Source organism: Paraburkholderia sp. J8-2, from assembly GCF_905220195.1.
GTDB lineage: Bacteria > Pseudomonadota > Gammaproteobacteria > Burkholderiales > Burkholderiaceae > Paraburkholderia.
This window is the reverse complement of the sequence record NZ_CAJMZA010000003.1, coordinates 380,379-406,251: the sequence shown is the minus strand read 5'-3', so window position 1 is coordinate 406,251 and position 25,873 is coordinate 380,379. Positions and strand designations below refer to the sequence as shown.

The window sequence follows — 25,873 nt, the reverse complement described above, 5'->3', positions numbered from 1 at the left end:
GAACCCCGACACACACACGATAACAGCCAAAAGGAGACACGCCATGATCAAAAAATCGCAACGGCTTAAACGCACACAGACGATAGCCATCGCCTTTCTGACGATAGCGGGCATCGTGAATTATCTGGACCGCAGCACGCTTTCCATCGCCAATCATTCGGTGGCGGAGGAACTGCATCTGAACGCTTCGCAAATGGGCTTGCTGCTTTCGGCATTCTCGCTCGCCTATGCGTTCGCGCAATTGCCGGTGGGCGCGATGCTCGACCGTTTCGGCTCGCGCGTGATGCTCGGGCTCGGCATGCTGGTGTGGTCGCTGGCGCAGGTCACGGGCGGGTTCATCCAGACGATCAATCACTTTCTCGCGGCGCGCGTAGTGCTGGGCATTGCCGAAGCGCCGCTCTTTCCGGCGGGCGCCAAGGTCATACACGAATGGTTTGCCGTGCGCGAACGCGGCGCGCCAACCGGTACGTTCGTATCTTCCTCGACCATCGCGCCGATGATCGCGCCGCCGCTTCTCACCGTGTTGATGCTCACGTTCGGCTGGCGTCCGATGTTCATCATCATGGGCGTGCTGGGCGTGCTCGTCTCGGTCGGCTGGTATATGGTCTACCGCAACCGCGATCAGGTCACGCTCACAGCCGAAGAAACCGCCTGGCTCGAAGACGGCGCCACCGAAGCGCCGAAAAAGAGTGCGCTGAGTTTCGCCGAGTGGGGCATGCTGCTCAAGCAGCGCAATACGTGGGGCATGATCTTCGGCTTCATGGGCGTGATCTACATGGTGTGGCTCTATCTCACCTGGCTGCCGGGTTATCTGGAGAAGGAGCGTCACATTTCCATCGCGCATACGGGCTGGCTCGTCGCCATTCCCTATGTGTTCGGCACGATCGGCATGGCGAGTAGCGGCTTTATTTCCGACTACCTGCTCAAGCGCGGCATGGCGCCCATCCGCAGCCGCAAGTGGCCGCTGTGTGTCGGCCTGATCGGCGCGGCGGCCTTCACCGTCCCCGCCGCCTACACGCCGAGCACCGCGCTCGCCATTACCTATGTTTCCGTTGCGATGTTCTTCGTGAACATGTCGAGCGGCGCGGCCTGGGCGCTCGTGAGCGTGGCGGCCCCCCGCCATCTCGTGGCGTCGCTTGGCAGCATGCAGAACTTTGGCGGCTATTTCGGCGGCTCGTTTGCGCCGGTCATCACCGGCATCGTGGTGGACCAGACGCATTCGTTCGTGAACGCCCTGCTCATTAGCGCAGCCGTCGCGTTCGCCGCCGCGTTCGTCTATCTCTTCGTCGTCAGGGAAGTCGCCCCCGAAGGCGAGCGCCAGGCGGCCGCTACCCAACTCACCTGATTCACTCATTCATTCGCACTACGCATCATGACATTCAAGGACAACTTTCTCGCGGGCAAGGTCGCGCTCGTGACCGGCGGCCACTCCGGCATCGGCGCAGCCATTGCCAACCGGCTCGCCCAACTCGGCGCGCGCACGACGGCCGCGGGCCTGCCGCCTCCCGCCGGCACGCCCGACGCGCTCGATGCCGGCGTGCAGCGCGCCGCGCTCGACGTGCGTTCGACGGAAGACGTCACGCGGCTGATTGGCGGTTTCGAGCGGCTCGATATCGTCGTGAACTGCGCGGGCGTGATCAGCCGCGGCGAAGAGCACCAGATCGAGGCGTTCGAGCGCGTGCTCGACATCAATCTCAACGGCACCATGCGCGTGTGCGCGAGCGCGCGCGAATTGCTCAAGGCGTCGTCTGGCTGCATCGTCAATACGGCCTCCATGCTGAGCTTTTTCGGTGGCGGGCTCGTGCCGGCCTATAGCGCCAGCAAGGGCGGCGTGGCGCAGCTCACGCGCTCGCTCGCCATCGCCTATGCGCCCGACAACATCCGCGTGAACGCGGTTGCGCCCGGCTGGATCGCCACGCCGCTCACCCAGGCGCTGCAAGACGACGGCGGCCGCTCGCAGGGCATACTCGAGCGCACGCCGATGAAGCGCTGGGGCCAGCCCGAGGAAGTCGCGAACGTCGCCGCGTTTCTGTGCTCGCCCGCCGCTTCGTTCATGACGGGCGCGATCGTGCCCGTGGACGGCGGCTATCTGTGCGCCTGATCGCCTGAAATTGCGGGCATAATGGCGCCACACATGGTGCCCGCAAGCTTTCCGATGTCGACCACAGATTCTCCCGCCTCCTCCCAACCCGGCGACGCCAAGGGCGTTGCCGGCACGGCTGCCTTTTCGAAATTCATCGCCGTGCTTCAGCTCATTGCCGACGCCAGCACGCCGCCGAACATCGCGAAGCTCGTGGCCGCGAGCGGCTATCCGCGCCCGACCGTGCATCGCATCGTCGCCGCGCTGCAGGCCGAAGGGCTCGTCGCGGCCGTGGGCGGCGGCAATACCTTCGCGCTCGGGCCGCGTCTCGTGAATCTCGCGAGCCGCAGCTGGGAGCGCTCCGACCTGCGCATCGCCGCCGTCGACGCCCTCATGGAGCTGCGCAACACCACCTCGGAAACGGTGCATCTCGCCGTGCCCAGCGACGGCGCGATGGTGTACATCGAAAAGCTCGAAAGTCCGCACGCCGTGCGCATGGCCTCGCGTATCGGCACGCGCGTGGCGATCACGTCGAGTTCGGTTGGCAAAGCGTGGCTCGCCACGCTCACGCCTGCCGAGCGCGAGCCGCTGCTTGCGCAGGCGCCGCGCGTGCGCTTCACCGAACATACGATGACGGACCTCGACGCGATTCGCGACGAGATCGAACTCACGGCGCAACGCGGCTATGCCGAAGACCGCGAAGAAAACGAGCAATCGATCTGGTGTTACGGCGCGGCGATTCTCGGCGCCGATGGCCAGGCCGTGGGCTGCGTGAGCGTCAGCATGCCGATGTTTCGCCGCCAGGAAGACGCGCAACGCAGCTACATCGAACCGCTGCTCGCCGCGTGCCGCACGATTGCCGCGCGGCTTGGCCCCATTGCCACGCGTTAGTGCAATAGTCGCCGGGCTCGCCTGCTTCGCCTCTTGCACACGCCGCTCGTCGGCATTGCCTGAATATTTTGCCTGCCCGAAGCGTGTGGGCCGGGTACGTGTTCCCGCGGTCGTCGGCTATGCCATTACAATGAGCGTCTGGGGTGACCAGAGCTGTCTGCACACTCATATCGCGCCCGAACAATCCATTTGAACAGGCTTAGCAAGATATGCAAGCAGAAAACGAAAGACGCTCGGGAATCGCAACTCAGCAAAGCCGCTCCCGACGAGGGACCACGCTAATCCGGATCGCGGTCGCGGTTACGCTTCCAGTGCTGTTAACCGTGCTGTTCGTCTCAAAGACCATGACGAGGCCGGAGGAAGCGAGGCATACACTCGCGAAACAGGACATTGCCACCATCATGCAAGCCCTGGATAGCTATCGTCGCGACAACGGCCGCTATCCGACCCAGGCGCAAGGCCTGCGTGCGCTGATTGAAAAGTCCAACACCGATCCCACGCCAGGCGTCTGGAAGGAAGGCGGCTATCTTGCGCGCTTACCAGACGATCCCTGGGGCAATCCCTATCAGTATCTCAATCCGGGCGTGCATGGTGAGATCGATGTGTTCAGCTACGGTCAGGACGCCAGGCAAGGCGGCGAAGGCGACGACACCGACGTGGGCTCATGGGAATAGTTGCGTCGTCAGCTTCGGGCAAGCACTGGCGAGAAGCTGACGTTCCTCCGAAAGGCACGCGTTACTCCATTCACTCGACCACGAGCGTCGATTTCAAGCCAACCGCATTCGCGAGGTTGTAGACGTTAGGGGACGTCGCCATCACCGCGTCATGCACTTGCTCGAATTGCTCCCTGGTGCCGTTGCCCCTGATACGAACGGTGTACCGCAAAGACTCGTAGCCGTTCGCGATCTGCGGGTCGAGACCGAGAAAGCCCCTCAGGTCGATGTCGCCCTCGGTTTCTATCTCGAGCGACTGCAACGTGATCCCGCGGACGGCGCACTGTGCGACGTAGCCCACCGTCATGCACGCGTTCAGCGCCGCAATCAGATGTTCCTGGGGATTTGCAAACCGATTCGCACCGCCGAGTTCGCATGGCTCGTCGATATCGATCGTGAACCGGCGCGGCACCTGCTGGCCACCGATCGAAAACCCGTGGACCTCGGCGCGACTGCGCGTCTGGCCCATCCAGGCGGTCGCGACGCGCCAGTTGGTCGCCGCTTTCGACGTATCGCGCTTGACGTCTTCGATCAGTGCGAGCAGATCGTCGACGTTGAGGCCGTTGACGACGTTCGCTGCGGTTGACTGTGCATTGGCATTCATGATTCTCTCTCCTTGAACTTGAATGTTTCATTCACGTTGCGTCACGCTCAATGCAGTGTGGCGAGCGCAGCGCGGATACGCATTCCTTGCTCTTCGGAGACGAGCCGATCGAGCACCTGTGCGAAATGGGGATGATGCATGCCGGAATGAATGTACTGCCACCGGTAGGCGTGATGGAAATTCGCTTCGATTGACGTGGCTTCGTCCTCGTCGACCGCACGCCCGCAGTTCGCCATGAAATATCGCGAGTCCGCAGCCGCCTGCGCGCGCAAGAAGCCGTCGAACGCGACCACCAGGTCGATGAACTCGTTGACTGCGCTATCGCGCGCTGCATCCGTGAGGGTGGCGTCGTTTCGTTTCCACTCGAGTTCGTCGAGAATGGCGTGCTGACTTTCTTCCTTCCAGTGGTAAAGAAATACATCCTTGAACAGTTCGGATAGCTGATCGTCTGCATGAATACTCTGTCGATAGTGAATCTGCGAGAAGAGTTCGATATGCAGCGTCATGGCCTGCACCGCCCAGGTGCTCTTGCCAAGGACCACGGCGGCGAGCGCGTCGGGGTCGACGTCGAAGCGATAACCAGCAGGCAGCGTTTCGCCGATCATGTGCTCGATACGGCGGAACAGCGCCTGGTGTTTGAGCTCTTCGTCGCTGAAGCGAACGAGCGCTTCGAGCGCCACCTGATCGCCGAGCCAGTAGTCGCGGCTCACTTCCAGCACTTTGGCGTTGATGAAGCGCTCGACCAACCCGAACACGTTCGCGTAAGTGCGCCCCTGTATCTGGCTGACGAACCGCTTCTCGCTTTCCGAGAGCGTGTTGAAATCCGGCACTAGCGAGAGGCCGTCGGGCAAATATTTCTGGGACATATCGAAGGCACGGCCGCCAATCACGTCGCGGTCGATGTCCCAACTGACCCTCTTCGAAGCGCGAATGCATCGGGCGTACCGATCGCGATCGGACTCGGGCAATACCAGGTTCATGGAAGTTCTCCCAATAGAGACCGTGGAGCGGTCTGGTGTTGAGCGTGGACTCGCCGGGCATAGCCAGTTGAGCGAACTGGCATTCCCGGCACGCTCAATCTACGATTGGGTGTTTTGAAGTTCTATGATCGAGTCGCCGGGCGATATGACTGAAACGCCTTTTCGGCTCGCTGGCGGACATGCTTCGAGCCAGACGATGCTGTCGAGAGTGCACTGCGTCTCGCGGCATGCATCACGAATCCGGCGATGCCGCAACGCCACTCAAGTGTTGTGAGTGCCGAGCTGATGCGTCCAGGTCGTCCGTCTTTTCCTTGCTCTTGCGCCAGCCGGCCGGCGGCATGCCGAATTCGCGTCTGAATGCGCGACTGAACGCGGCTTCCGACTCATAGCCAATCTGTTCAGCAACAGCGATCATCGACTTGCTACTGGTCAGAAGTTCGTGCGCGGCAATCTGCATGCGCCATCTCGCAAGGTATTGCATGGGCGGCTGGCCCAGAAGCTCGGTAAAGCGTTGCGCCAGCGCGGAACGCGACAAGCCCACTTTTCGTGCGAGCTCGTCGACGGTCCACGCATGCGCCGCTTGAGCATGAAGCAACGACAGCGCGCGTCCAACGTAGCGGTCACGCACGCCGGCAAGCCAGCCGGTCTGGTCCTCAGGTAGCGCTTCAATACAGCTACGGATCGCTTCGACAAACAACAGCTCCGAGAGCCTCGCAAGCACAATCGTGCCGCCCGCGCGCGCCTCGGCCGCTTCGGCGGCGGCCAGCTTGAGAGAGGATTCGAGCCAGGCGGCACGCGGATCCTGGCGCATATCAATCTTGAAGAGCCGCGGCAGCGTTGAGAGCAGCGGGTTGTTCAGGGTGTCGTCGCTGGCCAGAAAGCCGCACACGATGCGCGTCGCCGCTCCGCCGCCGCCATGGCACAGCGTCATCACTTCACCGGGCGCTGCCGCCATCTGCCCGGCCAGCAGCGAGTCCGACGGCACGGGCGCAAGATCGATCGCGCTACCCATGATGTGCGTCTCGCCCTGCGGCACCACGATCAATTCCCCGGCATGGACGTGAATAGCCGAACCGGGATCGTCGGCGAGCTGCGCCCAGCAATTTCCCTCGACGACCAGATGATAGGAAACGATACGCTCGGAAGGGGGCAAATACGCGCCGCAGAGCGACGCATCGGTGCGACCGATCAGACACCACGGCGCGGTGAATGTCCCGTTCAGAAACACGGCGCCGCTTAGACGAATGGCGCGCAGAACATCAGAGACTGCATCCATGAATAGCTCGCGTGAAATGCGATTTCCCTGGCGGCAATTCGCGCCGCCGGTCATTCGTCACGATGGACAAGGGCTACATGTTATACCCGCAATCTCACTCAATGACAGTTCCCTTACTGACGATTTCAACCTGCTTAATGAAGCACTTTGCGCGTATCGGACGCTTGCCATATCGCCGCGCGGCCACCGGAGCGCACGCTCGATCAGGATGACCTGGTAATTTTTGGACGCCCGGCAATGGGCACGCAACGCATCGTCAAGAAGTGGACGATCGGTCAAAAAAGATCGACGTACGAGCAGGACTGCAAAGGCTCCACGCAGGCAATGTTCGTCACAGGAAGGAACATCACGGACCGGCGTCATCCCTGCATCGCAATCAAGCCTTCCTCGGACTCTGGAAACCTGGCGCGCCAACCCACTCGCACGAATCGGTTCACACACAGTGACTTACCGCTTCGGGCAAATGCGAAAAGCGTGAGATACCGATGAAATGCCTGATAAGCCGTGTGATCCATCACCCAATGGTCGCGCTATCCGTTTTCTATGTGGCCGACGTGATGCATCACGTCGATTACAGCGTCTCTGGCGCTCTTCTGGTTCTGACCGCGAAAACGGTCTCGCGCATTTTCAGTGTATTGAACAGGCAATAGCGCGGAGATATAAAGCGGTTACGGATGAATTCCCAGGCGCAGCGCGGGGCTTGCAGGGTCAATTTCAAATGTTTTGTGCGAGTTGCGGATTCAACTCGAGATGCAGCACGACGAGCCAGCGGCGGGGGCACGCGTTGGCAATGTCGAGTGGCGTTCCCTGAGCGCCGCCGGTCGGCGCGGGCCCGATGAATCCCTGCTCTTTTGCCGCAGCCCATGCAGCCCGCGCGTCTGCCACCAGCCAGTGGCTCACGAGAAAGCACGTAATGCAGCTGAAGATCACCGTCTCGACGTCCGAAATGCCCGGATCGATTCGTTGGGTCGCGTAGCCGAACACGGCAGTCAGTATCTGGTCCACGGAAAACGTGAGCAGCGCGAGCTTGAGCCAGCCTCGAAAGCGCATTGGCATGATTAACGGAGTACCACGGGATTGAACGGCGGGTGATCAAACACGGCAACGCCTCGGGCAGATTCGACGCGCAAGTGTAGGCGTGGCGTTGTTGCCCGCACAAGAAAAAATGCCGCAAAAATCGCTGCATTGACGCACCGGCAGCCGATCTTTTACCGCGTAAGGCGTGCCGTACCGCCACGCTCCGGGACCCGCGGAGCGCGGCATCGCAGCGTGCGTGGAACGCGGCGGCGCAATAGCACCGCGCCACGTGAATGCGCGGTCAACGCGAGGTCAACCCGAACGCGTGCATGGCGACAAGGCACAGGGACCATCCGAGCCATGGCATGTTCGAAAACGTGCAGCGTGCGACATTGCCGTGCCGCCGCCGCGCAATGCGGGCTACTATATTGTCAGTGTATTGGGCTAGCTGGCAAAGGAGGCTCGATGGCCGACTGGTCGAACATGATTCGAGATTTCGTCGACGAGATCGCTGCGAGCGTGGCCATGATCGGCCGCGACGAGCGGGGGCAGTTCGTCGTCTCGGCCTGCAACGATCATTTCATGCGGATGACGGACGGCAGACGCAATGCGATCAAGTCATTCCCGGCGTCGTTCGATGCGCTCATTCCCAACTACGCCAGAACCGAATTCCGCCAGAAACTGACCGAATGCTTTGAATCCGGCGTCGCCCGGGAACTCGAGCAAGCCTACGACCTGAGGGACGGAACGCACTGGTGGCGCTTGTCGTTGAAGCCGATACGGCACGCCGAAAGCGGCGTCTCCGTGCTCGAAATCATGGTGACGGGTCTGGAAATCACCACGAAAATGTTGCTGACACATGAACTCGAAGTCAGCACTTCGCGCTTTCGCTCCGTCGTGGATGCAGCGTACGACGCGATCATCACGATCGACCAGCAGCATTGCATTACGCTGTTCAACCGTGCCGCCGAAAACCTGTTCGGCTACTCCGCCACGGAAATGCTCGGGCACCCCATTACGGAACTTCTGCCGGAGCGCTACCGCGCCAATCATTCGCAATACGTCCACCAGTTCGCGCGCTCGCCCGTACGCTCGCGGCAAATGGACGAACGCAATCGTGTTTATGGGCTCCATCGCGACGGTTCGCTATTGCCGGTTGAAATCGCGATTTCGAAAATCAACGTGGGCGGGCTGATCGAATTCACCGCCGTGATTCGCGATATTGCCGATCGCGTTCAATTGATGGACTTGCTCCAGAAGCAGGCCGTGACCGACGAGCTGACCGGCCTGCCGAACCGCCGTGAATTCGCTGACACCGTTGAAAAGCTGCTCGAATCGGACAACACGCTCTCCGTGTTCATTCTCGATATCGATTACTTCAAGAAGATCAACGACAGCTACGGACACGACATTGGCGACGAAGTGCTGCGTGTCCTGGCCAAGGTCGTGATGAACTCCGACTGCCGGATTCGCGTGTTTGCCCGTTGGGGCGGCGAAGAATTCGTCGCTGCATTGCCCGACTTCGATATCGAGCAGGCAACGGCGGCAGCCGAAGAATTGCGGTTTACGATCGAGCAGCGCAATTTCGAACACACCTGGCGGCTGGGCAAGCCCGTTCCATTTACGGTTAGCATTGGCGTGACCGAGCGCCTGCCGGGCGAGCACGACCTGGGTCCGCTCATCAAACGCGCGGACCTCGCGCTCTATCGAGCCAAGGACAACGGACGCAACCGCGTGGAAATCGGTTAGTCCTCTCTCGCCAAGGAGCCTCTAATGGACAGAATCGCGCTGGCCTGTGTGGCCGTGCTGGGCCTTTTGCTGTTTGGCCTCGGCGTGAGCATATCCATGCTGCGCTTTCGCGAGGGCACACTCTCGGGTTGCGCAACGGACCCGGCCAGCCTGCTGCACAAGCTGGTTCGCGCGCACGCGAACACCGCCGAATATGCACCCTTCCTGGCCGTGCTGTTTCTCTATCTGGGCGCACACTCGCCCTCGCCCGCAACGCTCGCGCTGATCGTGGCGGCAACACTCTGCCGGTGCCTGCTCGTGGTCGGGCTGATCGCGTTTCCCTCGATGGCGAAGCCCAATCCCGCCCGATTTGTCGGCGCGCTCGGCACTTACGCTGCCGGCATTGCGTTGAGTTTTGCGTTGCTGCGTTGAGTCGGGGGGCGTGAGCCGTGCGCGGCGACGCCCCCTTGATTATGCGCGCAACGATGCGAGCAATTGCACGAGCGCTTCGATGTCTTCATCCCGCGTGCGCCACGACGACACGCTGATGCGCAACGCGGGCCGCCCTTGCCACGTCGTACCGCCGAACCACGTTTCGCCACTGGCCTGCACGGCGCTGCGCAGCGCCTGCGTTTGCACGTCGGTTTCGCAGCGGAACAGCACCTGATTCAGCACAACGCGATTGAGCACCTCGTAGCCGAGGCGCTCGAGTTCCGCACCGATGCGCTGCGCCTGCGCGTGGTGGCGCTCGACCATGGCCGCGACACCGCCGCGGCCCAGCGTGCGCAGCGCCGCCCACACGGGAATACCGCGCGCGCGGCGCGAAAACTCCAGGGTGAGGTTCTTCTGCGCGTCAGCACTCGCGGACAAATAGGCCGCGTCGCTGTTCATCGCCTCGGCCAACGCCTGCGCGTCGCGGCAAATAACCATCGCGCAGTCGTACGGCGTGTTCAGCCACTTGTGGGCATCGGTCGTCCAGCTATCGGCGCCTTCGATGCCCTCGGTCAACGCGCTCAACGCGGCTGACGGTGCGGTGCGCGCCCACAGGCCGAACGCACCATCGACATGCACCCACGCGCGTGCCTCCCTCGCACGCGCAATGATCGACACAAACGGGTCGAATTCGCCGGTATTCACCTCGCCGGCCTGCAGGCAGAGGATCGTATGGTCGTCGAGCGTCGGGAGGCGCGCAACATCCACGCGCCCATGAGTGTCGACGCTCGCATAGACGATGCGATCGAGCCCGAAGCCCAGAATGCGCAGCGCCTTCTTCACCGTGATGTGGGCGAGTTCCGATATCACGACCTTGATCTCGGGCGCGCCGATCAACCCCTGGCGGTCGAAATCCCAACCTTGCCGTGCAAGCAGCGCGCGCCGGGCGGTCGCGAGCGCGCCGAGCGTACACGCCGTGGCGCTGGTGCCGAAACCCACGGCGCTTTCGCGCGGCAGGTCGAGCGCTTCGAGCACCCAGCGGCCCGCGACTCGCTCCACCGTGGCGGCGACCGGTGAGTTGTCGAACGTCGAGGCGCACTGGTCCCACGCCAGCATGAGCCGCTCCACCGCGGCTGCCGCAGGCAGCGCCGCGCCGATCACGAAGCCGAAGTAGCGCGGGCCGTTCGAAGCCGTGGTCGCCGGCGAGCCGACACGGTCGAGCAAAGACAGCGTGTCTTGCGCGGGCAATCCGCTTGCGGGCAGCGGCTCGTCGAACGCACTGAGCGCCGCGATGGCTTCGTTCGAGGGGAAAACACGCCGCGTGGCGTTTCCTTCGACATAGCGCAGCCCGCGTGTGTCGGCATCCGCCAGTAGTTTCAGTTCATCCATTCATGCCTCCTGTCCGAGTCCATCCAGATTTCAGTTCAACGTTCACGCACGCGAGGCCGCGCACGGCATGCTTCGCACCGTAACGGCCCAGAACAGCAGCGCCAGAAAACTGACTGCCGCACCTAGCATACACACGCCATGCCAGCCAGCCACGGCATACGTCGCCGTCGTGCCAATCGCGCCCAGCCCGCTGCCAACCGCATAGAACAGCATGTAAAGGCTCACGAGCCGGCTATGCAGTTGCTCGCTGCCGCGAAAGATCAAGCTTTGATTGGTTACATGCAGCGCCTGGCCGCCAAGATCGAGCAACACGATTCCAGCCAGCAGCATCCACAGCGAATGCCCCGGCATCGAGAGCGGCCACCACGCCAGCAACAAGAGCACCAGCGCGGCAGCGCTGGTGCGCTGGCCCCAACCCCGGTCGGCCCATTGGCCGGCGCGCGCGGCGGCAAGCGCGCCCGTCGCCCCGGCGATACCGAACGCTCCAATCGCCGTATGGGAAAAATTGTAGGGTGGCGCACTCAACGGCAGGACCAGCGCGCTCCAGAAGATATTGAGAATCGCGAACATCAGCAGCGCGAGCACGCCGCGCGTCTGCAGCACGCGATCCGAGCGCAGCAACGCGAACATCGAGATGATCAGTTGTCCATAGCTCATCGTGGCCTGCTCGGTGCGCCCAAGCTTCGGAAGCCGACGCCACAGCGGCACGGCAAGCGCGAGCATGACGGCGGCGGAACAGCCATACACCCCGCGCCAGCCCGCCAGATCGCTCACGCCACCGGCGAACACGCGAGCCAGCAGCAGGCCAATGAATACACCGCTGCCCGCTGCGCCCACCACTCGCCCGCGCTCGTCGGGCGCGGCCGCCGCCGCCGCATAGGCGATCAAACCCTGCGTCATGGCCGTACCCAGCATGCCAACACCGAGCATGCCAGCCAGCAGCACCGCGACGGATCGCGCGAGACTGACCACGCACAGCGCGCCCGCCAGCGCCAGCAATTGCACGAGCATCAGGCGGCGGCGCTCCACCCTGTCGCCCAGCGGCACGAGCAGCAGCAACGCCAGCGCGCAACCGGCCTGCGTCGCCGTGACCACGCCGCCAACCGCGGCGCGGGTAATGCCGAAATCGCGCGCCAAAGCGTCCAGCAAAGGCTGCGCATAGTAGACATTGGCAACGCACAGGCCGCTAGCCACAGCGAACAGCAGTACGAGGCCGCGCGGCATCGGTGCGCGCGACCGGACGAAAGCATCGCGGGCTGGCGACGCGAGCGCGATGGAATCCGCGTCCATGATTTGCAATCCAGTTTCAAAACAAAACTGGTTGAATGGTAGGGCAGCTAGTTTTAAAATGCAACTACGTGAGGCGAGCCCATTTCGTCGCTGCGTACCCGCAAATCAGGAAATCGCCATGGCAAGCCGCAAATCCGCGAAGAAGGAAACCTGTCCCGTTGCACGCTCGGTTGACGTGATCGGCGACCGGTGGTCGCTGATGATCCTGCGCGACGTCTTCGACGGTGTTTACCGCTTCGGTGACATTCAGCGCAATCTGGGCGTGGCGCGCAATATTCTCTCTGGCCGTTTGAGCCAGCTGGTCGAGGCCGGCATTCTCGAAACACGGCCGGCCTCCGACGGCACGGCCTATCAGGAGTACGTGCTAACGAAGAAAGGGGAAAGCCTCTTCCCCGTTATCGTCGCCCTTCAGCAGTGGGGCGAGCGCCATTTGTTCGAACGCAACGAGAAGCATTCGTGGTTGATCGACAAAGCAACGGGCAAGCCGTTGCTTTCCATGTTCCCGCAGACCCGCGAAGGGCACCCGCTCACGCCTCACGACACCGTGGTCAAGAAACCCGCGTGACGGCCCTTTCGTCAGGCGCAGCGCCTGCCCGGCTCACACGGCCGGATCGATAGGCGAAGGCGGCGCGCCGCGTTCTTCGATCGCCTGGCCCGCCAGCAAACACAGGTCCTCGCGAAAGTGCCCGGCCACGATCTGCACGCCCACCGGCACGTCCTTCACCATGCCCGTCGAAACGACGAGTCCCGGCAAGCCCATTGCGGGCAACGCGCGCATGGTGAGTTGCGCATCCCATACGCGCTGGAAGCCCGCCGCGCCCTGCATGTCGAGGTTATCGGGGAACGGCAGTTCGCCCGAAACCGGCAGCAGCAGCACGGGATACTCCGCAAGGAACAAGCGCCATGCGCGCGTGAGCGTCGTGCGGCGCACCAGCGACGGCACCACCACGTTCTCGGGCATCGCCGCGACCTTGGCGCGCACGCCATCCACCACGGCCTGCGCACCCGGGTCGCCGTCGCGCGCCACGGCATCCGCGAGCGCAGGGAAACCGTCGCCGAGCCACAGGCGCTCCTGCACTTCGCCGGCGTCGCACAAGAGCGGCACGTCGTCGATCTGCTCGACCGTCCAGCCCGCGTCGGCGAGCCGGCGGCCGGCGTCGAGCAAGGCGTCCTCCACTTCCTTCGTAATGCTCATGCCGCCCGGGCGCAGGCACAGCGCCGCGCGCCGCGGCACGTCGGGCCCGATGAGGGGCGCAGGCGCCCACCAGGGGTCGCGCAGGTCGGGCGCCGCCAGCGCCGCGAGCGCCACGCGCAGGTCCTCGACCGTGCGCGCCATCGGGCCCGCGCCCGACATCATCTGCGCGCCGATCGGCCGCTCGGGCGACGACGCGTTGAACGCCGGCACGCGCCCGATACTGGGCCGCAAGCCATGCACGCCGCACGCATACGCGGGGTAGCGCACCGAGCCGCCAATGTCGGTGCCGAGTGCGATATGGCCGATGCCGGCCGTCACCGCCGCCGCCGCGCCGCCGCTCGAGCCGCCCGGCGTGAGCGACGCATTGCGCGGGTTCTTCGTATGACCGTGCACCTGGTTGCTCGTGAACCAGCGCAGCGCGAAAGTCGGCGAATTGGTGCGGCCGAGCAGCACTGCGCCCGCGCGCACGAGGTTCTCGACAGCGGGGCTGTTCACCTGCGCGATCAGATCCTTTTGCAGGCGCGTGCCGTTGGTCGTGGCAAAGCCCGCCTGGTCGATGTTGATCTTCGTGGTCACGGGCACGCCCGCGAGCGGCCCCGGGTCTTCGCCGCGCGCGAGCGCCGCATCGATCCTGTCGGCCTGCTGAAAGACCCATTCGGGCCGATAGTCGATCACCGCGTTGATGAGCGGATTGACGGCTTCGAGGCGCTCGAGCGCGGCCTTCGCGGCCTCGCGGGCGGACACCTCGCGCGCGCGAACCTGCTTTGCGAGTTCAGTTGCGGTTAAACGCCAAAGTTCAGTCACGATCCCTCCGGTTCGTTGGCAAATTGAGAATGAGTCGGTCAGGCGCTCGCCGATAACGTTTCGACACGCCGCCTGTCACGCAGGACGGCCAGCGCGAGCGCCGCCAGCCCGCACGCCGCGATGAGCGCGAGCAGCGCCGCGCGGCCGCCGTGCACCAGCACCCAGCCGCCCACAGTCGGAAACCCGAATGCGCCGACGAAGTACGCCGCGACGAACCACGTGAGCGCGGCGCGGCGGTGCGCGGCGACGGAGTCGTTGACGGCCTGAAGCTGGACGATCGGGTAAGCGAGCCCGTACCCGGTGCCGAGCAGCACCGCGGCGGCCGATTGAAACAGCACGTGAAACGGCACGACGAACATCGCCGCGCTGCCGAGCACCATCATCGTGAGCAGCACTTTCGTCGCCGTTTCGGAGCGCAGCTTGATGACCACACGCGAGAGCAACCAGCGCGTGGCGATGACCGTCACCGTGTACACGCTGAAGAAGGTGGTCGCTTTCGCCTCGGTGCCCTGCACAAGCGACATCTGGAATGTCATGAGGCCCGAGAACACGCAGCCGCCGAGCGCGATGATGACGATGGGATACACCGCGCGCGTGCGGGCGATCACGCCGGCCTTCAGCAGCCACGGGTCTGGCGCGGCCGGCTCCGCCGCCGCGCAAGCGGAGCGCACGTGCGGCGCAATCCGGCCGAATAGTTCGAGCAGCACGGCCGCCAGCACGCACAGGCCGCCGATCGCGTAGAGCACGCCGCCAAGCGGCATGCGCCAGAAGCGGATCGCAAAGCCCGCAATCGCCGGGCTGCCGCCGATGCCCGTCATCTGCATGGTGGCGAAGCGCAGGAACCAGAGCCCGCGTTCGGCGTCGTTCGTGCGCTCGGCGAGCGCCATGGGGGCGGCGAGACAAAACGCACCCCAGCCGAAGCCCACGAGGAAGCCTGGCACGACATCGAAGCTGCTCACGTGCTCGACGAGCGCAAAGCTCACCACGCCCGCCCCCACGCAGAGCGCCGCAAGCGCCGCCATGCGCGCCGCGCCCACATGCTGGGCGACCCAGCCGGTGAGCGAGACGCCCACGAAGGTGCCGAGTGCCGCGCCTGCGAGCGCCACACCGGTATTGATGTCGTTCCCGCCGATGGCGTGCACGCGCATGGAGAACAGGAACGTCGCGCCATAACCTGCCGATGCGAGCAGGACGCCGACGAGCATGATGAGGGCACTGAATGGACGCACGGCAGGCCTTCCGGACGATGAGGCAAGCGTGCACATTATCAGTCCCTGTGCCCAGCGCTGCATTCGGGTGCTCCTCGGGGTGCGATGACGGTGGCATGCGGGCCGCCGGGCAGTGGAAGCGCTTCCACTGCCCGGCGGATTACGGGCGGCGTGCGGGTTACTTTGCGTCCTGCTGCGCGTGCTCGGCAGCGTCGATGATCGCGTCGGCCACCGCCTTCGGCTGGCTCAGGATCGAGACGTGGCTGCCGTTCACGCGCGTCACCTTCGCGCCGATATGCTTCGCCATCGACTCCTGCAGCGCGGGGGCGATCATGCGGTCGCGCGCCGTCACGACGAAATACGAAGGCTTGTCATGCCACGCGGCCTGCGTGACCTTCTGCGAGAGCGCGCCGCTGAACCACGGGCCCTGAGTGGCCGCCACGACGCGTTGCTGCGCGGGCGGCAGGTCGGGTGCGAAGTCCTCGCGAATCGCCTTGTCGGAAAGCGTCAGGTAGCCCGCCGAGTCTTTGCGCAGTTCGCTCGCCCACGGTGCGTCCGGCTGGCCCTGCGTGATATCGGCGATCGACTGGCCGTTGTCGGGCGCGAAAGCCGCGACGTACACGAGCGACTTCACCTTCTCGTCGTTGCCCGCCTCGCTGATCACAACGCCCGCCCACGAATGGCCAACCAGCACCACCGGGCCCTTCTGCTGCTCGATCACGCGCTTCGTCGCGGCCGTGTCGTCGGCGAGCGAGCTGAGCGGGTTCTGCACGGCGACCACGTGCAGGCCGCGCGCTTCGAGCAGCGGAATCACGCGGCTCCAGCTCGAGCCGTCGGCGAACGCGCCGTGCACGAGCACGACGTTGGTGCCTTTCAGATCGTGCGGCGGCGCGGCGTGCGCCGCCTGCAGCGCGAAGAGGCCGCCGATGAGCGCCACGGAAGTGAAAATCTTTTTGATCGAAGCCATCGTCTTTCTCTCTTCTTTATCGGGTCGTTCGGTGGGTCGGGACGGGCGTATTACGAGTGCGCGTAGATCGGGCCGAGGCCGGGGACATCGTCCTGCGCAGCGCGTGCGGCGTTCGCGTCGCGATGCGCCGCGCCCGAAGCGGACGAGCCGTTCGCCACGCCGCCATACGACAGCGCGGTGGCTTGCTGGGCGGCCTGCGAGGCTTCCACGCGCGAGAGCGCTGCCTGGATGTTGCGCGGGTATTGGGTTTCGTCGGCGGCGGGGTTGTAGCCTGCCTTCTGCAACTGCACGAGTTCGGCGCGCACCTGCGCACGGGTAACGGGCTCGTTCGACTGCGCGAACGAAAGAACCGGGGCGGCGGCGAGAGCAGCAAGGGCGAGGAGCTTGAGGGCTTTCATGACGTTCTCCAAAGATGAGGTCGGGTTCGAATCGGGTTGCCGTTCAGCGCGAGGGGTGTATCGAGCTGGTGTAGGGGTATTTGAACGCCCGGATGTATCTGCCGTGTTTCCATTTGGGGCGCGGTTTGCGTATCAACGTGTCCGGATTGCGCGCAGATACATTGCGCTACAAAAAGCCCCCATGAGGCGCGGCGCGGGCCGCAACGCAAACGCCGCCGCGCCCGCGAGGGCACGGCGGCGTGGCGTGGGGTTAGCGCGTATCAGCCGAACGTGAAGCTGTAGACGTGCGCGCCCGGGTCGAGAAAGCGGATCTCGAAGGTGTGATCCCCGATGCGGCCGGACTGGCGCACGAGCTGATACAGGCGCGGGCTCGTGGCGACGCCCGTGCCGTCCGCTGCGACATCGGCGCCATGCGCGGCGCCCGGCGGCGCGCCGTCGATGCTGATGCGAAAGCGCACGGGCTTGCCGTCGGCGGCGGGCGCAAGCACCAGGTGCAGGTCGCGCGCATGGAAGCGATAGGCGATGCTCGCCTGCGGCGCCCCCGCCACGGCGGATTCGGCGCCCACGTTCCACTGCCCGCCGAACGCCCACTGGTTCAGGTCGAGCTGCCCGGGCAATGTGTAGGCCGCGGCCGTATCGCCCTGCACGCGCTGCGGGTTCGCATTGCCCTGCGCCTCGCGATAACCCACGTACGTTTCGCCCGAGCCGATGTCGCGCAGGTCCGCCGGCGCCAGCGCGCCGCTCGCCTGCGGCGCCTGCGGCGTGGCGGCGGGCGTGGCGCGGCCGTTGTCGGCCAGCAATTGCTGGATCGCCTGCTCGGCCTGGGCGTAGTCCCCTTCGCCGAAGTGGTGATAACGCACGCGGCCCTGGGCATCGACGAGATAGAACGCCGGCCAGTACTGGTTGCCGAAGGCGTTCCAGATGCGGTAGTCGCTGTCCACGGCAACGGGATAGCGGATGTTCAGGTCGGCCAGTGCCCGCTTGACGTTGCCCGTGTCATGCTCGAAACCGAACTCGGGCGTGTGCACGCCGATCACGACGAGACCGTCGTTGCGGTAGCGCTCCGCCCACGTCTTCAGATACGGCAGGGCTCGCAAGGAGTTGATGCACGAGTAGGTCCAGAAGTTGACCAGCACGACCTTGCCGCGCAGCGCTTCGGGCGTGAGCGGCGCGGAATTGAGCCAGGTGATCGCGCCGTCGAGCGGCGGCAAACGGCCTTCGACCGGCAGATCGGCGGCAGCCGCGTGAGCGGGCAGTGAGACGCGCACGATGTGCGCGGACAGATCGGCTGATTGAGAGGCGAACTGCGAGGTCAACCGCGGCGCCGGGCTCGACTGTGCCTCCCGTTCCAGATGCGGCGCCGGTTCCGCGCGCTTCGCGCGATTCGCGGCGGGCGACGCCAGCAAATCGACCAGGCGCGCTTCCACGCCATTGGTCGGCGCACCCGGCAAGAGGACGAGCAAGCGCGTATCCAGACCCAGCGCGATCGCACCGACCGTGAGGAGCACGAGCGCACCCATTGCGCGCCGCACATGCTCGCCCACGCCGAGCGAGCGCTTGAGCGCGGCCATCGCGCGATGACCGAGACCCGCCACTACCGCGAGCGAACTGGCGGCGCCCACGGCGTAGCCCGCGAGCGCGGCCCACGTCTGCCAGGTCACGCCGTGGCGGGCTGCACCGGTAATGATGAGACCGAGGATCGGCCCGGCGCACGGCGCCCAGAGCAGCCCCGTCGCCGCACCGAGCAACATGGCGGAGCCGATGCGGCGCGACGCGCCGTCGTCCTGCGAGCGCGCCATGAAGCGGTCGGCGAGCGCAGTAAGCGGCCCGGAGAGACGCGCAGCAAGCGCGGGAAAGAGCAGCGCAGCGCCGAACAGCGCGAAAAGCCCGAGCGCGATCCAGCGGCCGTACTCGCTCAACTGCGCCGCGCCGTTCAGACCCGCGGCGCCCAGACCCGTGAGCAGCGCGAACGTGAGCGCGAGGCCGAGCAGCATGGGCAGGCGGCCGCTCAGGAACGGCTCTTCGGAGCGCGCGAACACGAACGGCACGACCGGCAGGATGCAGGGGCTCAGGACGGTGAACGCACCGCCCACGAATGCGACGACGATGAGTAACATGAGTTCGGTCTCCAGACGAATGTCGGCGGACTTGCCATGTGGCGTATTTCAGCGCGCGCATGTATCCGGGGAATGTCTGGAACGCGTGCGTCGTGCATCGTCATGTATCGCGAAAGCGGCTTGATACATGCCGATACAAACGCGCAGCGGTGGACGCGCTGTGGATGCGCAGCGAGCGATTTGTATCGCTACGTATCGCGCCCCGGCGGCGACACACTACGTTTCAACAGTGCCGCGGCGGGGACACGCGCCAGATACGTGGGAGCGTTCCAATACGCTCGTCGTCCACACAAGGAGAACCCTCATGATCTCTCGTCTCAAGATTGCCGCTGTCGCCATCGGCCTCGCCGCTAGCGCCGGGCTCGCCGCCTACGCCTCCAGCGAGGAACCTTCGCTCGGCTCGGCCGCGCTGCAAACCGGCGCGCAGGCGCCCAACTTTACCGGCATCAACAACTGGCTCAACAGCCCGCCGCTCGACCTCAAGCAGTTGCACGGCAAGGTCGTGCTCGTCGACTTCTGGACCTTCGACTGCATCAACTGCGCGCACACCATCCCGCACATCAAGGAGCTGGACGCGCGCTATCGCGACAAGGGTCTGGTGGTGGTCGGCGTGCACACGCCCGAGTATTCGTTCGAGCGCGACACCGACAACCTGAAAAAGGCGATCAAGCGCTACGGCATTACGTACCCGGTTGCGCAGGACAACGGTTACGCGACGTGGAATGCCTACGGCAACCAGTACTGGCCGGCGGTGTATCTGATCGACCAGAACGGCAAGCTCGTTTATACGCACTTCGGCGAAGGGGATTACGCGCAGACCGAGCAGAAGATTCGCGATCTGCTGGGCATCCAGGGCAAGCAAGGATGATCGACTGGCGCCGCTGCTCCGGGTTACGGGGCGGCGCGCGTACCATGCGATATTGGGCGCAAACCCGAAAAAGGAAAAAGGCCAATGTCGAATGCCTGGAAAGGCCGCTGCCTGTGTGGCGCGGTGCAATACCACGCGCGCGGCGCCGCGCTGACGCAACTCATTTGTCACTGCCGCGATTGCCAGCGCGCTTCAGGGTCGGGCGGCTTGCCTGTCGTCGTCGTGAGCGCGGGCGAATTCTCGTTCGACGGCGAAATCCGGTCTTACACGATAACCGGCGGCAGCGGCATGCCGACCACGCGTAATTCGTGCGCACGTTGCGGCAGCCTGCTCTTTGGCACGCCCCAGCATGCGCCGGATATCGTGACGATCTACGCGGGAACGCTCGACGACCCTTCACGGTTCCATGCCGAATTCGTTCAGTTCACGTCCGAACGACATCAGCTCGATGCCCGCGAGCCCGGCATCGCTCAATATTCGGGACGCGCGCCCTGAGGCGATTCAAAGATGCCGCGTTTCCGGAGGCGGATTGCCCCAATCGTTCGCGAGACCATTGGCGTAGGAGATCGGTGCATTCAACGCTTCGTTCAGGTCGAAGTCGTCGATACACATGATATTCACGTTGATGTACGGATAGCCCGTGCCGTTGGGCATGTCGATGCGGTCGAATACGTGCACGCCGCAGTGTTTGCAAAACGGATGATGGGCGACCGGGTTTTTCCCTTCGTAGTGCGTGAGTTCGCTTGCGCCGGAAAGTAGAACAAAGTCTTCCGGGCGGACCTGCACCAGCCAGAGCCGGAGTTTTCCACAGAAGCTGCAGTTGCATTTTCCCGTGCCCTTGCTGAAATCGATCAGGGCTTCGAACTTTATCGACTGGCAATGGCAACTTCCACGGTATGTCCGCTGCATGAGGGCGCTCCCGATCGGTTTGGCGACAACTGCGGATTATGTCACCGAATGCGCGGCTAGCACCCGTGCCTCCCATCAAGGCGCAAAGCGCGTAAACACGTAGTCGCGATCCTTCACCTTCGAAGCGTGGCACGCAAAACAGGTTTGATGCTGCGCCAGGTCGGCAGGCACGCCGTTCACGAAACGCCCGTACCCCCAGCCGCCCGTGGACGCATAGCGGCGCGAGTCCTTCACCATGACCTGCACGGTCGTGGGCTGGCCCGGCACCGTGGCGGTTGCGAAATCATCGGACTGCTTACGCTTGTACGCAAGCTTCACGAGGATCGTGCCGTCCGGATATGGCAGCGTCGCATTCTCGATGGCCTTGATCGCCACCGGATTGCCGAGCACCACGCGCAGTTCGTCGAGCGGCGCGGCCTCCTCCGCCGGGGCGATCATTTCCCACTTGCGGTAGCCGGGTGGAATCGTCACGCCGTAGATCGGCGAAGCCGCGTGGCCCGGCGCCTGCGATCGTGCTTGCGGCTGCGCTTGCGCGCCTTGCTGCGCCCATGCGGCGTGACCTTGCGTCAGACTCGCGAGCAGCGCGCCCGCGAGGAGCGCGCGACGCCTGAAAAAACGTATTTGCATCGCGGCCTCCGATCACAGATGCGTGACTTGCAGAATGGCCTGCGCGAACTCCTTGGGCGCTTCCTGCGGGAGATTGTGGCCAATGCCGCCGTCGATCGTGCGGTGCAGGTACTTGCCCGTGAACTTCTTCGCATAGGCGGCCGGCGCGGGATGCGGCGCGCCGTTGGCGTCGCCTTCGAGCGTGATGGTCGGCACGGTAATGGCCGGTGCGGCGGCGAGACGCTGTTCGAGGCTGTCGTACTTCGCTTCGCCCTGCACGAGCCCGAGGCGCCAGCGGTAGTTGGAGATCACGATGGCCACGTGGTCGGGATTCTGGAACGACGCTGCACTGCGCTCGTAGGTCGCGTCGTCGAAGTTCCACTTCGGCGAGGCAAGTTGCCAGATCAACTTGTTGAACGCGTCGCGATTCGAGGCATAGCCCTGCGCGCCACGCTCGGTCGAGAAGTAGAACTGGTACCACCACTGCAGCTCGGCTTGCGGCGGCAGCGGCTTGCGGTTCGCCTCCTGGCTGCCGATCAGATAGCCGCTGACCGAGACGAGACCCTTCACGCGCTCTGGCCACAGCGCCGCGACGATGTTCGCCGTGCGCGCGCCCCAGTCGTAGCCGCCCAGAACGGCCTGATCGATCTTCAGGGCATCCATGAACGCAACAAGATCGACAGCGGTGACGGCCTGCTGGCCGTTGCGCGGCGTCTCGTCCGAGACAATGCGCGTGCTGCCGTAGCCGCGCAGATACGGCACGATCACGCGGTAGCCCGAAGCGGCCAGCATCGGCGCGACCTCGACATAGCTATGGATGTCGTACGGCCAGCCGTGCAGCAGGATCACCACCGGGCCGTTCTTCGGTCCCGCTTCGGCGTAGCCCACATTGAGCAGGCCCGCGTTGATCTGCTTGATCGGGCCGAACGACACGCCGTTGCCCGTGCGCGTGTTGCCTTCCGTACCGCCAGCCGACTGTGCGTGCGCGAGACCGCCGAATGCGAAGTCCGCGAGCGTGAGGCCGGCAAGCGACGTGCCGAGAAGACGACGGCGACGGACGTTGACGGGATCTGACATGACCACTTCTCCTTGATGTGCATGCATGCAGGCCGCGCCCGAACGGCTTGGCCTCGTTGATTGAGCCCACGGCAGCAGATCGGTCGATCGCGCTCGCGGCGGCAGGCAAAACGCCCCGGTGAATTTATATCCGAGCAGGAAAAGCGCCATGTATCCCAATGTGTCTGTTGCGAGCGTGGACACACAACGAATCAAAAAATGTCGGCGTGGCGGGATCGGTCGCGGAGAGCGCGAGGTTGAACGAACGGCGGGTTTGTATCGCAATGTATAAGCGCCTGGACGAGATACATACCCTTGCAAAACGCGGCGTTCATGAAACACGGCAGATACGTCCGGCGGTTGTAATGCATCAACGCCGGAACTTGCTGATGACCGGACGGATTTCCCAACCCATCCCAGGAGAAAGTCATGAACGCATCGAAGCTCGCCCTCGCCTTTGCCGCCAGCGCCGCAGTCCTCGCCGCCACGCCGGTGTTCGCCGCCATGCCCGCTCAGTCGAGCGCAGCACAATCCACGGTTGCGCAAAGCCAGGCATGGACGCCCGCCAGCAATGCGGCGAACGCGAAGCTCACGCGTGCACAGGTTCGCCAGGAACTGATCCAGGCGCAGCACGACGGCCAGCTCGCCGCCATCCAGCAGCTGTATCGCGGCAGCTAAATCATTGCCATCACGAAGCCCATTTCAGGAGATACACACCATGACTCAGGCAGAAAAAGTGCTGTACACCGGCAAGACCCACACCACCGGCGGCCGCGACGGCGCAGCCCGCAGCGAAGACGGACGTCTGGACGTGAAGCTCTCGCCGCCCGGTTCGAGCGCGCCGGGCACGAACCCGGAGCAGATGTTCGCGGCGGGCTGGTCGGCGTGCTTCATCGGCGCGATGGGCCGCGCCGCCACGAAGCTCGGCACGACGCTGCCGCGCGACGTGGCGGTCGACGCCGAGATCGACCTCATCAACACCGACGACGCCTTCAAGCTGCGCGGCCGCTTGAACGTGACGCTGCCGGGCGTGGATCGCGAGCTGGCGCAGCGCATCGTCGAAACGGCCCATCAGATCTGCCCGTATTCGAAGGCGACGCGCGGCAACATCGACGTTACGCTCGCAGTCGTCGAGGCGTGATCGCGTAGCGGTAGAAAGCGTAGAAAGCAAAAAGCGGGGCGCGTTGTGCGCGCCCCGCTTTGCTTTTGCGTGTTGCTGTGTGCGTTGCGCTTTAGCCGTGCCGCGCATCCACGAGATTGCCCGGCGTGCCGTTACGCCAGGCTTCCACGTTGCGCAGTGTCGTTTGCGCAATCTCGCTCATCGCCTCGCGCGTGAAGAACGCCTGGTGCGACGTGACGATCACGTTCGGAAACATCAGGAGACGCGCGAGCACGTCGTCCTGCAGCGGCGCATCCGAATGGTCCTCGAAGAACAGGCCGCCTTCTTCCTCGTACACGTCGAGGCCGAGGTGTCCGAGCTGGCCGCTCTTGAGCGCATCCACGAGCGCGCTGCTTTCCACGAGCCCGCCGCGCCCGGTGTTGATGAGCATGGCGCCGCGCTTCATCTTCGCGAGCGCGTGGCGGTCGATCAAATGACGCGTGGCTGGCACGAGCGGGCAATGCAGACTCACCACGTCCGACTGCGCAAGCAGCGTATCGAGCGGCACATAACGCACGCCGAGCGCGAGCAGGTCGGCGGCGGGCGTGCCCGGGTCATGGGCGAGCACCTGCATGCCGAAGCCCGCCATGATGCGCGCAAAACACCGGCCGATAATGCCCGTGCCGACCACGCCGGCCGTCTTCCCATGCAGATCGAAACCGAGCAGCCCCGCGAGCGAGAAGTCACCTTCGCGCGTGCGCGACACGGCGCGCGGCAGCTTGCGGTTCAGCGCGAGGATCAGCCCGACGGCGTGCTCGGCCACCGCATGCGGCGAATACGCGGGCACTCTCGCGACGGTGATGCCAAGACGCTGCGCCGCTGCGAGATCGACGTGATTGAAGCCGGCCGAGCGCAGCGCCACGAGCCGCGTGCCGCCCTGATGAAGGCGCTCGAGCGTGGCGGCGTCGACCGTGTCGTTCACGAACGGACACACCACGTCGTAGCCGTCGGCGAGCACGGCGGTCTCGGCGTCGAGGTGCGATTCCTGGAAGTGCAACTCATACTGGAAAGCGGCGTTCGCCTCGGCAAACGTATCGACGTCGTACTGGCGCGCGCTGAACAGGATCATGCGTGGGCGAGCGGAAGTGGGGAGCTGGGTTCCCGGCATGTTGACCTCGTGCGAGCTTCGGGGGGTAGGCGCGCATTGCGCGTTGACGCGCGGGGATGCGTCTTGAACTCGAACGCGTAACGTTCGCGCGTGCCGCGTGGGCACGCTGGCACATGGTATCAGCAGGAAGGCGAGCGATCGGGAAGAAGCGGCAACAGGCGGGCGAGGCATGGACGCGGCAAAGCCGCGAAGCTTGCCGAAGTGCGGCGAACTTCGCGGCATGGTGCCGCGCGCATTACGAGTGAGCGTAGATCGGTTCGAGGCCAACGACATCCTGGTCCGCCGCATTCGCACCGGAGACCTTCGATACGGCGCGAGCGTGCGTGCGGCTGCCTGCTGCGGAGCCGCCTTCAACTGCCCCGCCGAATGCCGACGCCGCTGCGCCGTTCTCTGCACTCACGCGCGAGAGCGCGGCTTGCAGGTTCGCGGGGTACTGCGTGTCGTCGCTGGCAGGGTTGTAGCCCGCCTTCTGGAGTTGCACGAGTTCGGCCTTCACTTCGGCGCGGGTGATCGGCTGGCTCGACTGTGCGAACGAGAGCGCGGGAACGGCAACGAGGGCAGCAAGAGCGGCGGCGGCGAGCGATTGAGCGAGCTTCATGGTGTTTCTCCTGACGTTGGCTGAGTGGTTGCGCACTGTTGTGTATCAACCTTGCGTAGGAGACATTTGAACGCCGCGATGTATCTGGCTTGTTTGCGTGCGCGCCCGTTTTTGCAAGCGCGCTTGTCCCGCGGGCGGCCAGACACAGTGCGATACAAGAAGGCGTCCCGCCGCCCGCGCACTGCCCGGTATCACGCCAATAAGGGGCGAATCAAAAGTGTTGCTGCACTGCACACTTAGCGCCCTTGAGCCTTGCATTCTGTCCCGAGATCTCTATAATAAGGGTTATCCCTTAGGCACTAACCCTAGCAAAGAGGAAATCATGGGTGCAATCGTCGAAAAGCTGGCTCAAGCCCTGGCTGCACTGCGTCGTCTGGGCGCCGAAGCGCTGGACCGTCACCTCGAATACTGCGAACTGCTCGCAGAAGCTCAGCGCCGCTGGTACTAATGCGCGCCTGACTGCAGCAAGCGTCCCTGCCC

Annotated in this window: 28 protein-coding genes; 12 read left to right on the top strand and 16 right to left on the bottom strand. The window is 64.4% G+C overall.

Annotation, left to right across the window (positions count from 1 at the left end):
• Positions 1–43: 43 nt before the first annotated feature.
• The 4 genes from U5A52_RS10645 to gspG all read left to right on the top strand — a co-directional run bounded on the left by U5A52_RS10645 (position 44) and on the right by gspG (position 3,645).
• Positions 44–1,345, top strand: coding sequence for an MFS transporter (locus U5A52_RS10645; RefSeq protein ID WP_321934721.1), 1,302 nt, complete (start codon positions 44–46; stop codon positions 1,343–1,345).
• Positions 1,346–1,372: 27 nt separating this feature from the next.
• The gene (locus U5A52_RS10640; protein ID WP_321912026.1) at positions 1,373–2,101 is read left to right on the top strand and encodes an SDR family NAD(P)-dependent oxidoreductase; all 729 of its coding nucleotides are present in this window, start codon (positions 1,373–1,375) and stop codon (positions 2,099–2,101) included.
• Positions 2,102–2,155: 54 nt separating this feature from the next.
• Positions 2,156–2,971 (top strand): IclR family transcriptional regulator, encoded by an 816-nt coding sequence (locus U5A52_RS10635; RefSeq protein WP_321912027.1) that lies wholly within the window; start codon positions 2,156–2,158, stop codon positions 2,969–2,971.
• 209 nt (positions 2,972–3,180) lie between these two features.
• Positions 3,181–3,645, top strand: coding sequence for a type II secretion system major pseudopilin GspG (gene gspG, locus U5A52_RS10630; RefSeq protein WP_321934720.1), 465 nt, complete (start codon positions 3,181–3,183; stop codon positions 3,643–3,645).
• A gap of 70 nt (positions 3,646–3,715) precedes the next feature.
• Here the strand turns inward: gspG and U5A52_RS10625 are convergent, their stop codons facing one another.
• From U5A52_RS10625 to U5A52_RS10610, 4 genes are all read right to left on the bottom strand, one after another.
• Positions 3,716–4,288: an OsmC family protein gene (locus U5A52_RS10625; RefSeq protein ID WP_321934719.1), complete on the bottom strand. Its 573-nt coding sequence runs from the start codon at positions 4,286–4,288 to the stop codon at positions 3,716–3,718.
• A 47-nt stretch (positions 4,289–4,335) separates the two neighbouring features.
• Complete coding sequence (locus tag U5A52_RS10620) at positions 4,336–5,268, bottom strand: hypothetical protein (protein ID WP_321934718.1); 933 nt, start codon at positions 5,266–5,268, stop codon at positions 4,336–4,338.
• A gap of 232 nt (positions 5,269–5,500) precedes the next feature.
• Positions 5,501–6,544: an AraC family transcriptional regulator gene (locus U5A52_RS10615; protein ID WP_321912032.1), complete on the bottom strand. Its 1,044-nt coding sequence runs from the start codon at positions 6,542–6,544 to the stop codon at positions 5,501–5,503.
• A 714-nt stretch (positions 6,545–7,258) separates the two neighbouring features.
• Positions 7,259–7,600, bottom strand: coding sequence for a hypothetical protein (locus U5A52_RS10610; protein ID WP_321912034.1), 342 nt, complete (start codon positions 7,598–7,600; stop codon positions 7,259–7,261).
• A 426-nt stretch (positions 7,601–8,026) separates the two neighbouring features.
• On the opposite strand from U5A52_RS10610, the gene U5A52_RS10605 reads away from it, so the two are divergent.
• Entirely contained in the window at positions 8,027–9,310 is a 1,284-nt protein-coding gene (locus U5A52_RS10605; protein ID WP_321934717.1) for a diguanylate cyclase, read from the top strand.
• A gap of 24 nt (positions 9,311–9,334) precedes the next feature.
• Positions 9,335–9,721 (top strand): MAPEG family protein, encoded by a 387-nt coding sequence (locus U5A52_RS10600; RefSeq protein WP_321912036.1) that lies wholly within the window; start codon positions 9,335–9,337, stop codon positions 9,719–9,721.
• Positions 9,722–9,760: 39 nt separating this feature from the next.
• Here the strand turns inward: U5A52_RS10600 and U5A52_RS10595 are convergent, their stop codons facing one another.
• Complete coding sequence (locus U5A52_RS10595; RefSeq protein WP_321912038.1) at positions 9,761–11,110, bottom strand: pyridoxal phosphate-dependent decarboxylase family protein; 1,350 nt, start codon at positions 11,108–11,110, stop codon at positions 9,761–9,763.
• A gap of 42 nt (positions 11,111–11,152) precedes the next feature.
• Positions 11,153–12,334, bottom strand: a complete 1,182-nt coding sequence (locus U5A52_RS10590; protein WP_321934806.1) for an MFS transporter — start codon at positions 12,332–12,334, stop codon at positions 11,153–11,155.
• A gap of 184 nt (positions 12,335–12,518) precedes the next feature.
• Here U5A52_RS10590 and U5A52_RS10585 point away from each other — a divergent pair, with 184 nt between their 5' ends.
• Positions 12,519–12,965, top strand: coding sequence for a helix-turn-helix domain-containing protein (locus U5A52_RS10585; protein WP_321934716.1), 447 nt, complete (start codon positions 12,519–12,521; stop codon positions 12,963–12,965).
• Positions 12,966–12,998: 33 nt separating this feature from the next.
• Here the strand turns inward: U5A52_RS10585 and U5A52_RS10580 are convergent, their stop codons facing one another.
• The 5 genes from U5A52_RS10580 to U5A52_RS10560 form a co-directional block, all read right to left on the bottom strand.
• A complete protein-coding gene (locus U5A52_RS10580; protein ID WP_321934715.1) occupies positions 12,999–14,399 on the bottom strand; it encodes an amidase family protein in 1,401 nt (466 codons plus the stop codon).
• Positions 14,400–14,437: 38 nt separating this feature from the next.
• Complete coding sequence (locus U5A52_RS10575) at positions 14,438–15,628, bottom strand: MFS transporter (RefSeq protein ID WP_321934714.1); 1,191 nt, start codon at positions 15,626–15,628, stop codon at positions 14,438–14,440.
• Between the two features lie 157 nt (positions 15,629–15,785).
• Complete coding sequence (locus tag U5A52_RS10570) at positions 15,786–16,574, bottom strand: alpha/beta hydrolase (RefSeq protein WP_321912045.1); 789 nt, start codon at positions 16,572–16,574, stop codon at positions 15,786–15,788.
• A 50-nt stretch (positions 16,575–16,624) separates the two neighbouring features.
• The gene (locus tag U5A52_RS10565) at positions 16,625–16,972 is read right to left on the bottom strand and encodes a DUF4148 domain-containing protein (RefSeq protein WP_321934713.1); all 348 of its coding nucleotides are present in this window, start codon (positions 16,970–16,972) and stop codon (positions 16,625–16,627) included.
• Positions 16,973–17,232: 260 nt separating this feature from the next.
• Positions 17,233–19,089, bottom strand: a complete 1,857-nt coding sequence (locus U5A52_RS10560; RefSeq protein WP_321934712.1) for a cytochrome c biogenesis protein DipZ — start codon at positions 19,087–19,089, stop codon at positions 17,233–17,235.
• Positions 19,090–19,393: 304 nt separating this feature from the next.
• Between U5A52_RS10560 and U5A52_RS10555 the strand changes: the two genes are divergently transcribed.
• Together U5A52_RS10555 and U5A52_RS10550 are read left to right on the top strand one after the other, a co-directional pair.
• Complete coding sequence (locus U5A52_RS10555; RefSeq protein WP_321912050.1) at positions 19,394–19,957, top strand: thioredoxin family protein; 564 nt, start codon at positions 19,394–19,396, stop codon at positions 19,955–19,957.
• 84 nt (positions 19,958–20,041) lie between these two features.
• Complete coding sequence (locus tag U5A52_RS10550; RefSeq protein ID WP_321912052.1) at positions 20,042–20,452, top strand: GFA family protein; 411 nt, start codon at positions 20,042–20,044, stop codon at positions 20,450–20,452.
• 6 nt (positions 20,453–20,458) lie between these two features.
• On the opposite strand, the gene U5A52_RS10545 is transcribed toward U5A52_RS10550, so the two are convergent.
• The 3 genes from U5A52_RS10545 to U5A52_RS10535 form a co-directional block, all read right to left on the bottom strand.
• On the bottom strand, positions 20,459–20,866 hold the full coding sequence (locus tag U5A52_RS10545; RefSeq protein ID WP_321912054.1) for a GFA family protein: 408 nt from the start codon (positions 20,864–20,866) through the stop codon (positions 20,459–20,461).
• A 75-nt stretch (positions 20,867–20,941) separates the two neighbouring features.
• Entirely contained in the window at positions 20,942–21,493 is a 552-nt protein-coding gene (locus U5A52_RS10540; protein WP_321912056.1) for a cytochrome P460 family protein, read from the bottom strand.
• A gap of 12 nt (positions 21,494–21,505) precedes the next feature.
• Positions 21,506–22,549 carry an alpha/beta hydrolase gene (locus U5A52_RS10535; protein WP_321934711.1) on the bottom strand — a complete coding sequence of 348 codons (1,044 nt, stop codon included), beginning with the start codon at positions 22,547–22,549 and terminating at the stop codon, positions 21,506–21,508.
• 408 nt (positions 22,550–22,957) lie between these two features.
• On the opposite strand from U5A52_RS10535, the gene U5A52_RS10530 reads away from it, so the two are divergent.
• Positions 22,958–23,206 (top strand): DUF4148 domain-containing protein, encoded by a 249-nt coding sequence (locus tag U5A52_RS10530; protein WP_321934710.1) that lies wholly within the window; start codon positions 22,958–22,960, stop codon positions 23,204–23,206.
• A 40-nt stretch (positions 23,207–23,246) separates the two neighbouring features.
• Positions 23,247–23,669, top strand: a complete 423-nt coding sequence (locus U5A52_RS10525; protein WP_321934709.1) for an organic hydroperoxide resistance protein — start codon at positions 23,247–23,249, stop codon at positions 23,667–23,669.
• A 91-nt stretch (positions 23,670–23,760) separates the two neighbouring features.
• Here U5A52_RS10525 and U5A52_RS10520 read toward each other — a convergent pair whose 3' ends face one another.
• Entirely contained in the window at positions 23,761–24,795 is a 1,035-nt protein-coding gene (locus tag U5A52_RS10520; protein ID WP_321912063.1) for a 2-hydroxyacid dehydrogenase, read from the bottom strand.
• Between the two features lie 235 nt (positions 24,796–25,030).
• Positions 25,031–25,393 (bottom strand): DUF4148 domain-containing protein, encoded by a 363-nt coding sequence (locus tag U5A52_RS10515; protein ID WP_321934708.1) that lies wholly within the window; start codon positions 25,391–25,393, stop codon positions 25,031–25,033.
• A gap of 322 nt (positions 25,394–25,715) precedes the next feature.
• On the opposite strand from U5A52_RS10515, the gene U5A52_RS10510 reads away from it, so the two are divergent.
• Complete coding sequence (locus U5A52_RS10510; protein WP_321912067.1) at positions 25,716–25,841, top strand: hypothetical protein; 126 nt, start codon at positions 25,716–25,718, stop codon at positions 25,839–25,841.
• Positions 25,842–25,873: the final 32 nt, after the last annotated feature.